Annotated in this window: 3 protein-coding genes; all 3 read left to right on the forward strand. The window is 74.0% G+C overall.

Annotated features, from left to right (window positions below; genetic code table 11):
* Nucleotides 1–50 precede the first annotated feature (50 nt).
* Nucleotides 51–2,591, forward strand: a complete 2,541-nt coding sequence (locus tag ACWGJO_RS23090; RefSeq protein WP_452186397.1) for a non-ribosomal peptide synthetase — start codon at nt 51–53, stop codon at nt 2,589–2,591.
* Nucleotides 2,584–7,200: an SDR family NAD(P)-dependent oxidoreductase gene (locus ACWGJO_RS23095; protein ID WP_452186399.1), complete on the forward strand. Its 4,617-nt coding sequence runs from the start codon at nt 2,584–2,586 to the stop codon at nt 7,198–7,200. The genes ACWGJO_RS23090 and ACWGJO_RS23095 overlap by 8 nt, the downstream gene beginning before the upstream one ends.
* Nucleotides 7,197–8,255: beta-ketoacyl [acyl carrier protein] synthase domain-containing protein (locus tag ACWGJO_RS23100; RefSeq protein WP_452186401.1), on the forward strand; the 1,059-nt coding region annotated here is incomplete at its 3' end. The genes ACWGJO_RS23095 and ACWGJO_RS23100, both read left to right, overlap by 4 nt.

Below are 8,255 nucleotides of genomic sequence, written 5' to 3' on the forward strand. Positions count from 1 at the left end.
GCGAGACGGGTGACGTACGTCCTGCCCCCAGACTCCTCGAGGCAACCCTCATGACACTGCGCCACCCCGCACCTCCCGTGCCCGGCCCCGATGCCGAAGGGCGCCCCGCCGAGCTGCCCGCCGCCCCGGAGCTCCCGTTGGACCGGACGCCTCCGGCCCGGCGCGACCACCGGGCCGGCTCGGTCCCCCTCGTCGTCCCCGCCGGGGCGACCGCCGCCCTGCGGCAGCTGGGTGAGGCCTGCGGAGGAGGGCTCCCGGCGGCGGCCTTCGCCCTCCACCTGGCCCTGCTGCACCGGTACGGCGGACAGACCGAGCTCGCGGTCGGGGTGACCAACGGCGCCGGGGTGACCACGCCGGTCCGCGTCGAGGCCGGCGGGAGCTTCCGGGACCTGGTCCGGCGGGCGGGCGCCGCGCTGGCGGCGGCCGAAGAGGTCCGCACCGGCGCGGCCGTCCACCTCTGGCCGGGTTTCTCCTTCCGGCCGGAACCGCGTCCCGTGCCCGAGACCACCTCCTGCGACCTGGATCTCCAACTCTGCTACGTCGACGGCGAACTGACCGGTCAGCTGGTGTTCGCCACCGACGTCCTCGACCCGGCCACCGCCCGCCGCGCGGTGGACCACCTGCTGCGCCTGCTCGAAGGCGCGACGGCCGATCCGGACCGGTCGGTGGCCGAGCTGCCCCTGCTCACCGCCGGGGAGGAGCGCGTCATCGAGGCGCTGAACGGCGTCCCGGGCGAGCCGGCGGACCGGTGCTTCCACCGGCTCTTCGAGGAGCAGGCCGCCCGCACCCCCGGGGCGATCGCCGTCCGTTCCGAGGGCGCCGCCCTCAGCTACCGGGAACTCAACTCCCGGGCCAACCAGCTGGCCCACCTGCTGCGGGAGAGCGGTGTCGGCCCCGAGGTGACGGTGGGCCTCTGCGCCGATCGCGACGTACGGCTGATGGTGGCCGTGCTCGGCATCCTCAAGGCCGGTGGCGCGTACGTACCGGTGGACCTGAACGACCCGGCCGAGCGGCGCAACGGCATCCTCGCCGACGCGGCCGTGCGGATCGTGGTGGCGACGGCCCCGCTCGACACCGGACACCGGGTGGTCGAGCTCGACGCCGGGCTGACCGTGCTGGCCGGCCGGCCGGACGAGGACCCGCCGGCCGGGCACTCGGCCCCGGGGGACGCCGCGTACCTGCTCTACACCTCCGGCTCCACCGGCAAGCCCAAGGGCGTGGTGATCGAGCACCGCCAGCTCGTCGGCTACACCCGCGCCGTCGTCCGGCGGCTCGGCATCGACGGGCCGCTCAGCTACGCGATGGTGCAGCCGCTGACGGTGGACTCCAGTGTCACGGCCTTCGCCCCGCCGCTGTGCACGGGCGGCGAGGTCCAGCTGATCTCCCGTGACGTCGCGCTGGACGCGGAGAGGCTGGCCGACTGGGTGCAGACCCGGGGGGTCGACTGCCTGAAGATCGCACCCTCCCACCTCCGGGCCCTCCAGACCTCGCCGCGCTTCGCCGAGCTCCTGCCGCGCCGCCTGCTGGTCATCGGCGGCGAGGCCTCCGACTGGCGCTGGCTGCGCGCCCTCCAGCGCCTCGTCCCGCACTGCCGGGTCTTCAACCACTACGGTCCGACCGAGACCACCGTCGGTGTGCTGACCCTCGCCGTGGCCGACCACCCGGAGGCGGAGTGGGAGACCGCGCCGATCGGCGTTCCGCTCCCGGGCACCCGGGCCCACGTGGTGGACGCGGCGGGCCGGCCCACGCCCGTCGGCGTCGTCGGAGAGCTGCTGATCGGCGGCGGCAACCTCGCCCGCGGCTACCACCGCCGGGAGGACCTCACCGCGGCGGCCTTCGTCCCGGACACCCTCGGCGGCGGGCCGGGCTCCCGCCTCTACCGCACCGGCGACATCGTCCGCCGCCTGGCCGACGGGACGATCGCCTTCCTCGGCCGGCGCGACGACCAGATCAAGGTCCGCGGCTTCCGGGTCGCCCTGGGCGAGATCGAGGCCGGCCTGAAGAGCCACCCCGAGGTGCGCCACGCCATCGCCGTCGTCCGCGAGGACGTCCCCGGCGACCGGCGGGTGGTCGCCTACATCGAGCCGCACGGCCCCGGGTTCAGCACCGCCGGGCTGGAGCGCCACCTGCGGGACCGGCTCTCCCCGCACATGGTGCCGCAGGCGATGGTGACGCTGGACCGGCTGCCGCTCTCCGGGCACGGCAAGGTCGACCGCGGCAGGCTGCCCCGGCCCGCCGAGCCCGCCACCGCGCCGCTGCCCCCGCGGAACGAACTGGAGCGACTGGTGGCGCAGGTGTGGCAGGAGGTCCTCCACACCGAGGCGGTCGGCACCGACCAGAACTTCTTCGACATCGGCGGGCACTCCCTGCTCATGGTCGGGCTGCACCACCGGCTCCGGGCGACGACCGGCCGGGAGGTCGACCTGCTCGACCTGTTCCAGCACACCACCGTCCGGGCCCAGGCCGAGCTGCTCTCGCAGCAGAGGCAGGGGGTGGCACCGGCCGCCACCCGCGGCAGGAGCGCCCAGCAGAACGCCCTGCTGAAGCGCCGCCGGCAGCAGCTGCAAGCGAAGCGAGGTCACCATGAGTGAGTACTCCCCCGAGCTCGACCCCACCGTGGACGCCGAGCTGGACTCCGAACAGGCCGACGGCTTCTCCGAGTTCGACGACAGTCTGGACATCGCCGTCGTCGGCATGGCCGGCCGCTTCCCCGGCGCCCGGACGGTCGAGGAGTACTGGAGCAACCTCAAGGCGGGCGTCTGCTCCGTCACCCGCTTCGAGGACGAGGAGCTCGCCGCCCGGGGCGTGGACGCCGCCACCCTGGCCGACCCGAACTTCGTCGGCGCGGGCTACCCGCTGGCGGACAGCGAGAAGTTCGACGCCGCCTTCTTCGGCTACTCCCCGCGCGAGGCCGAACTCATGGACCCGCAGCACCGGGTCCTGCTCGAATGCGCCTGGGCCGCCCTGGAGAGCTCCGGATACGACACCGATCGGCAGGACGGCCCGGTCGGCGTCTACGCGGGCGCGGGCAACAACACCTACCTGCTCTTCAACATCGCCTCCCAGCCCGGCGCCGCGCAGATCCTCGGCGACAAGCAGACGGTGATCGGCAACCGGCCGGACTTCCTCGCCAGCCGGGTCTCCTACAAGCTCGGCCTGGAGGGCCCCGCCCTCAACATCCAGTCCGCCTGCTCCACGTCACTGGTCGCCGTGGTCGAGGCGTGCCAGGCGCTGCTGGCCTACCAGTGCGACACCGCGCTGGCCGGCGGCGTCGCCGTCGACGGGACCAGGAGCAAGGGCTACGTCTACCGCCCGGACGGCATCTTCTCGCCGGACGGCTACTGCCGCACCTTCGACGCCCGCGCCCAGGGGACGGTGGGCGGCGACGGCGTCGGCATGGTGGTGCTCAAGCGCCTCAAGGACGCGATCACCGACGACGACCACATCCACGCGGTCATCAAGGGCTCCGCGCTGAACAACGACGGCTCCCGCCGGGCCGGCTTCAGCGCGCCCGGCGCCGCCACCCAGTCCGCCGTCATCTCCGCCGCGCTGGCGAACGCGGACGTGCCGGCCGAGAGCATCGGCTACATCGAGCTGCACGGGACGGCCACCGTCCTGGGCGACCCGATCGAGTTCTCCGCACTCGCCTCGGCCTACTCCGGGGTCGGGGAGCGCAGGTGCGCCCTCGGCTCCGCCAAGACCAACATCGGCCACCTCGACTCGGCCGCCGGGGTCGCCGGCCTGATCAAGACCGTGCTGGCGGTGGAGCACGGGCAGCTGCCGCCCACCCTGCACTTCGAGCGGCCCAACCCGCGGATCGACCTGGCCGGCAGCCCTTTCTACGTCAACACCGAGCTGCTGCCCTGGCCCGAGGGCGACGGCCCGCGCCGCGCCGGGGTCAGCTCCTTCGGCCTCGGCGGCACCAACGCCCACGTCATCCTCGAACAGGCCCCGGAGCTGCCGCGCGAATCCCGGCAGGCCGACGGCGCCGAGCAGCTGCTGGTGCTCTCCGCGAAGAGCCCGGAGGCCCTGGAGGCGGCCACCGACCAGCTGCACGACCACCTCCGGGCGCACCCCGAACTCCCGCTGGCCGATGTCGCGTTCACCCTCCAGCAGGGCCGCCGGGCGTTCCCGTACCGACGGATGCTGGTGGCCGGCGGCACCGAGGAGGCCCTGGCGGCGCTCGACGCCCGCGACGACGGTCGGCTGCTCACCGCGACCGCGCCCGAGGCCCCGCACCGGCCGGTGGCCTTCATGTTCACCGGCTTCGGCTCCCAGTTCCCCGGCATGGCGCGCGAACTCTACGCTCAGGAACCGGAGTTCAGGGCAGCGATGGACGAGTGCGCCGGACTGCTGGAGCCGCTGCTCGGCACGGACATCCGCGAACTCGTGTTCACCGTCGACGAGTCCGCGGACGCCGCCCCCGGGCAGCCCTTCGACTTCAGCAGGCTGCTGCTCCAGCCGGAGCGCAGCGAGCACCCGCTGGACCAGCCGCGCCTCGGCTACCCCGCGGTGTTCGCCCTCGAGTACGCCCTGGTCAAGCTCTGGGCCGCCCGGGGGGTCGAGCCCGAGGTGATGATCGGTCACAGCCTGGGCGAGTACGTCGCGGCCTGTGCGGCCGGGGTCTTCTCGCTGCCCGACGCCCTGCGCCTGGTCGCGGAGCGCGCCCGGCTGATCGAGGAGCAGGGCGAGGGCGCGATGCTCGCCGTGCCGCTCTCCGAGGAGGCCGTCGCACGGTACACCGACGCGGAGGTCTGCCTCGCCGCGATCAACGGCCCGCAGACCTGCGTGCTCTCCGGCACCGTCGAGGGCATCGAGCGGGTGGCCGGCGAACTGCTGGCCGCCGGCATCGCCACCCGCCGGCTGACCACCCGCTTCGCCTTCCACTCCCCGATGATGGACCCGGTCGTCGAGCGCTACGCCGAACTGGTCCGCTCGGTCCGGCTGAACGCCCCGGCCGTGCCGTTCGTCTCCAACCTGACCGGCACCTGGATCACCGACGACGAGGCCACCAGCCCCGAGTACTGGGCCCGGCACGTACGGGAGAGCGTGCGGTTCGCGGACGGCCTGGCCACCCTGTGGTCCGTCCCGGACATCGCGATCGTCGAGATCGGCCCCGCGCCGGCCCTGACCCCCGGGGCCATCCAGCACCCCGCCGCCGCCGGCACCGACCGGGTCGTCCTCCCGTCCCTTCCCGGCGCCTTCCTCGGGCAGAGCGACCGCACCGCACTCCTGCGGGCCGCCGGACGCCTCTGGCTCGCCGGCCGGGAGCGCCCCTTCCCGGCCACGGCCGGCGCCCGGCGGGTCCCGCTCCCCACCTACCCCTTCGAGCGGCGCACCTACTGGCTCGAACCCGGCACCGCCCGGCCCGGCAGCGGCTCGGCCCAGCAGCGGCGCGGCGACCTGCCCCAGTGGTTCTACACGCCGTCCTGGCAGCGGCTGGCCGGCGCACCGCGGCCCGCCGAGGTCGGCCCGGCCGACGAGCGCTGGCTCGTCTTCGCGGACGGGACCGGTGTCGGCCACCACCTCGCCGACCGCCTCGAAGGTCTCGGCGCCACCGTGCGCACGGTCTCCCGGGGAGCCGAGTGGCACCGCAAGAGCGAGCGCGAGTACGTCCTCGACCCCGCCCGGCCGGAGCACTTCGACCGGCTCGCCGAGGCACTGCGCGCCGAGGGGCCGCTGCCCGGTCGGGTGGTGCACTGCTGGAGCGTCGGCGACGACGCCGACCGGGCCACGGCGCCCGAGGACGTCCGGGCCCTGCTGCACCGCTCCTTCGACAGCCTGGTCCACTGGGTCCAGGCCACCGAGGCCGAGCTGATGACGCAGCGGCAGCGCTGGGACGTGCTGTCCTCCGAGGTGCACGCCGTCCTCGGGGACGAGCCGCTCTGCCCGCCGAAGGCCACCGTCCAGGGCCTGTGCCGGGTGCTGCCGCAGGAGTACCCCTCGCTCAGCTGCGTCCACTTCGACCTCCGCCCCGAAGGCCCGCAGGCCGTACCCCGGCTGGTCGACCAGCTGCTGGCCGACCTCACCGCCCCGCCCGCCGAGCGCACCATCGCGCTGCGCGGTCGGCACCGCTGGGCGCCGACGTACGTGACCGGCGCGCCGCGCCCGCGGGATGGGTCCCCGGTCCGCCCCGGCGGGGTGTACCTGGTCACCGGCGGCCTCGGGAAGATCGGCCTGCTGATGGCCCGCGCCCTCGCCGACCGGGCCAAGGTGCGCCTGGTGCTGCTCGGACGGACGGGTCTGCCGCCCCGGGAGAGCTGGGCCGATCCGCAGCACCCGGAAGCGGTCCGGTCCGCGATCCGTGCCGTCCAGGAGATCGAGGCGCTCGGCTCCGAGGTACTGGTGACCGCCACGGACGTCTCCGACCGCACGGCCATGCTCTCCCTGAAGGAGCGCGTCCTGCGGGAGTTCGGCCCGATCGACGGCGTGCTGCACTGCGCCGGCACGACCGGCACGGCGGCCCACCGGGAGGTCGCGGTCCTGGGTGCGGAGGAGGCCTCCTGGCACTTCGGCCCCAAGCTCTACGGCACGCAGGTGCTGCACGAGGTGCTGGCCGACCAGCAGGTGGACTTCGCCGTCATCTGCTCCTCGATCGCCTCGCTGCTCGGCGGACTCGGCTTCGGTGCGTACGCCGCCGCGAACGCCGCGCTCGACGCCTTCGCCCAGCGGCACCACAGCGCGGCCCTGCCCTGGACCAGCGTCAACTGGGAGGCCTGGCACTTCTCCGAGGAGGACCGGGCGAATTCCGAACTCGGCGCGGCAGTACGCGAGTTGGCACTCGCCCCGGCCGAGGGCCGACAGGTGTTCGACGCCCTGCTCGACGCGGTGCCCCAGGCGCAGATCATCACTTCCACCGGTGATCTGACGTTGCGTCACGAGCTGTGGGCCGACCCGGTGGCCGAGGCGCCGGCCCCGGCCGCCCGGCACGAGCGCCCCAACCTGCGCAACCCGTTCGTCGCCCCGAACGGCGAGACCGAACACCGGGTGGCGGAGATCTGGCAGGAGCTGCTCGGCCTGGAGAGTGTCGGCGTGCAGGACAACTTCTTCGAACTGGGCGGCAGTTCACTGCTCGGCCTGCAGGTTGTCCATCGACTGCGTCAGGAGCTGGCGGTGGCCGTACCGCTGACCATCGTCTACGAGGGCCCCACCGTGCGCACCCTCGGCGCGCTCGTCGACAACCTCCGGGCGACGCGGTGACGGCGGCGCGCGGTGGTGTCGCGATCATCGGGATGGCGGGACGCTTCCCCGGCGCGAAGGACCTGACCGAGTACTGGTCGAACCTGCGCGACGGCGTCGAGTCGATCGTCGCCCTGACCGACGAGGAGCTGACGGCGGCCGGGGTGCCGCCCGAAGTCTTCGGACAGCCGAACTACGTCAAGGCCGCGCCCGCCTTCGCCGGCAGCGACCTGTTCGACGCGGAGTTCTTCGGGTACACCGCCCGCGAGGCCGAGGTGATGGACCCGCAGCACCGGCTCTTCCTGGAGACGGCCTGGGAGGCGCTGGAGCATGCCGGCTACGACGCCGCCCGGTACGAGGGCAGAACCGGTGTCTTCGGCGGCGCGGGGGCCAACCGCTACGTCCAGCACGTCTACTCGCACCAGCAGATCGTGGACACCCTGGGCCGGACCCAGATCCTGGTGGCCAACGAACTCGCCTTCCTGGCCTCCCGGGTGTCGTACAAGCTGGACCTGAAGGGCCCCGCGGTCTCGCTGCGCGCCGCCTGCTCGACCGCGCTGGTCGCCGCCCACACCGCCTGCCGGAGCCTGCTCGCCGGGGAGTGCGACCTCGCCCTGGCGGGTGGCGTCCACGTCGACCCGAACCCGGGCACCGGCTACCTGCACCAGGACGGGTCCTTCGTGTCCCCCGACGGGCACGTCCGCCCGTTCGACGCGGACGCCCGGGGCACGGTCTTCGGGACGGGTGTCGGTCTGGTGGCGCTGAAGCGGTTGGAGGACGCGCTGGCCGACGGCGACACCGTCCACGCCGTGATCAGGGGCTCGGCGATCAACAACGACGGCGCGGTGAAGGTCGGTTTCACCGCCCCGAGCGTCACCGGCCAGGCCGCGGTCATCTCCGCCGCGCTCGCCGGCGCGGGCCTCGCACCCACGGACATCGACTACGTCGAGGCGCACGGCACGGGCACCTCGCTGGGCGACCCGATCGAGGTGCAGGCGTTGTCACGGGCGTTCGGCGACACCGGGTCCTGGGCCCTCGGCTCGGTCAAGGGCAACATCGGCCACCTCGACGCCGCC

The sequence above is a fragment of the Kitasatospora sp. NPDC054795 genome, from assembly GCF_053611565.1.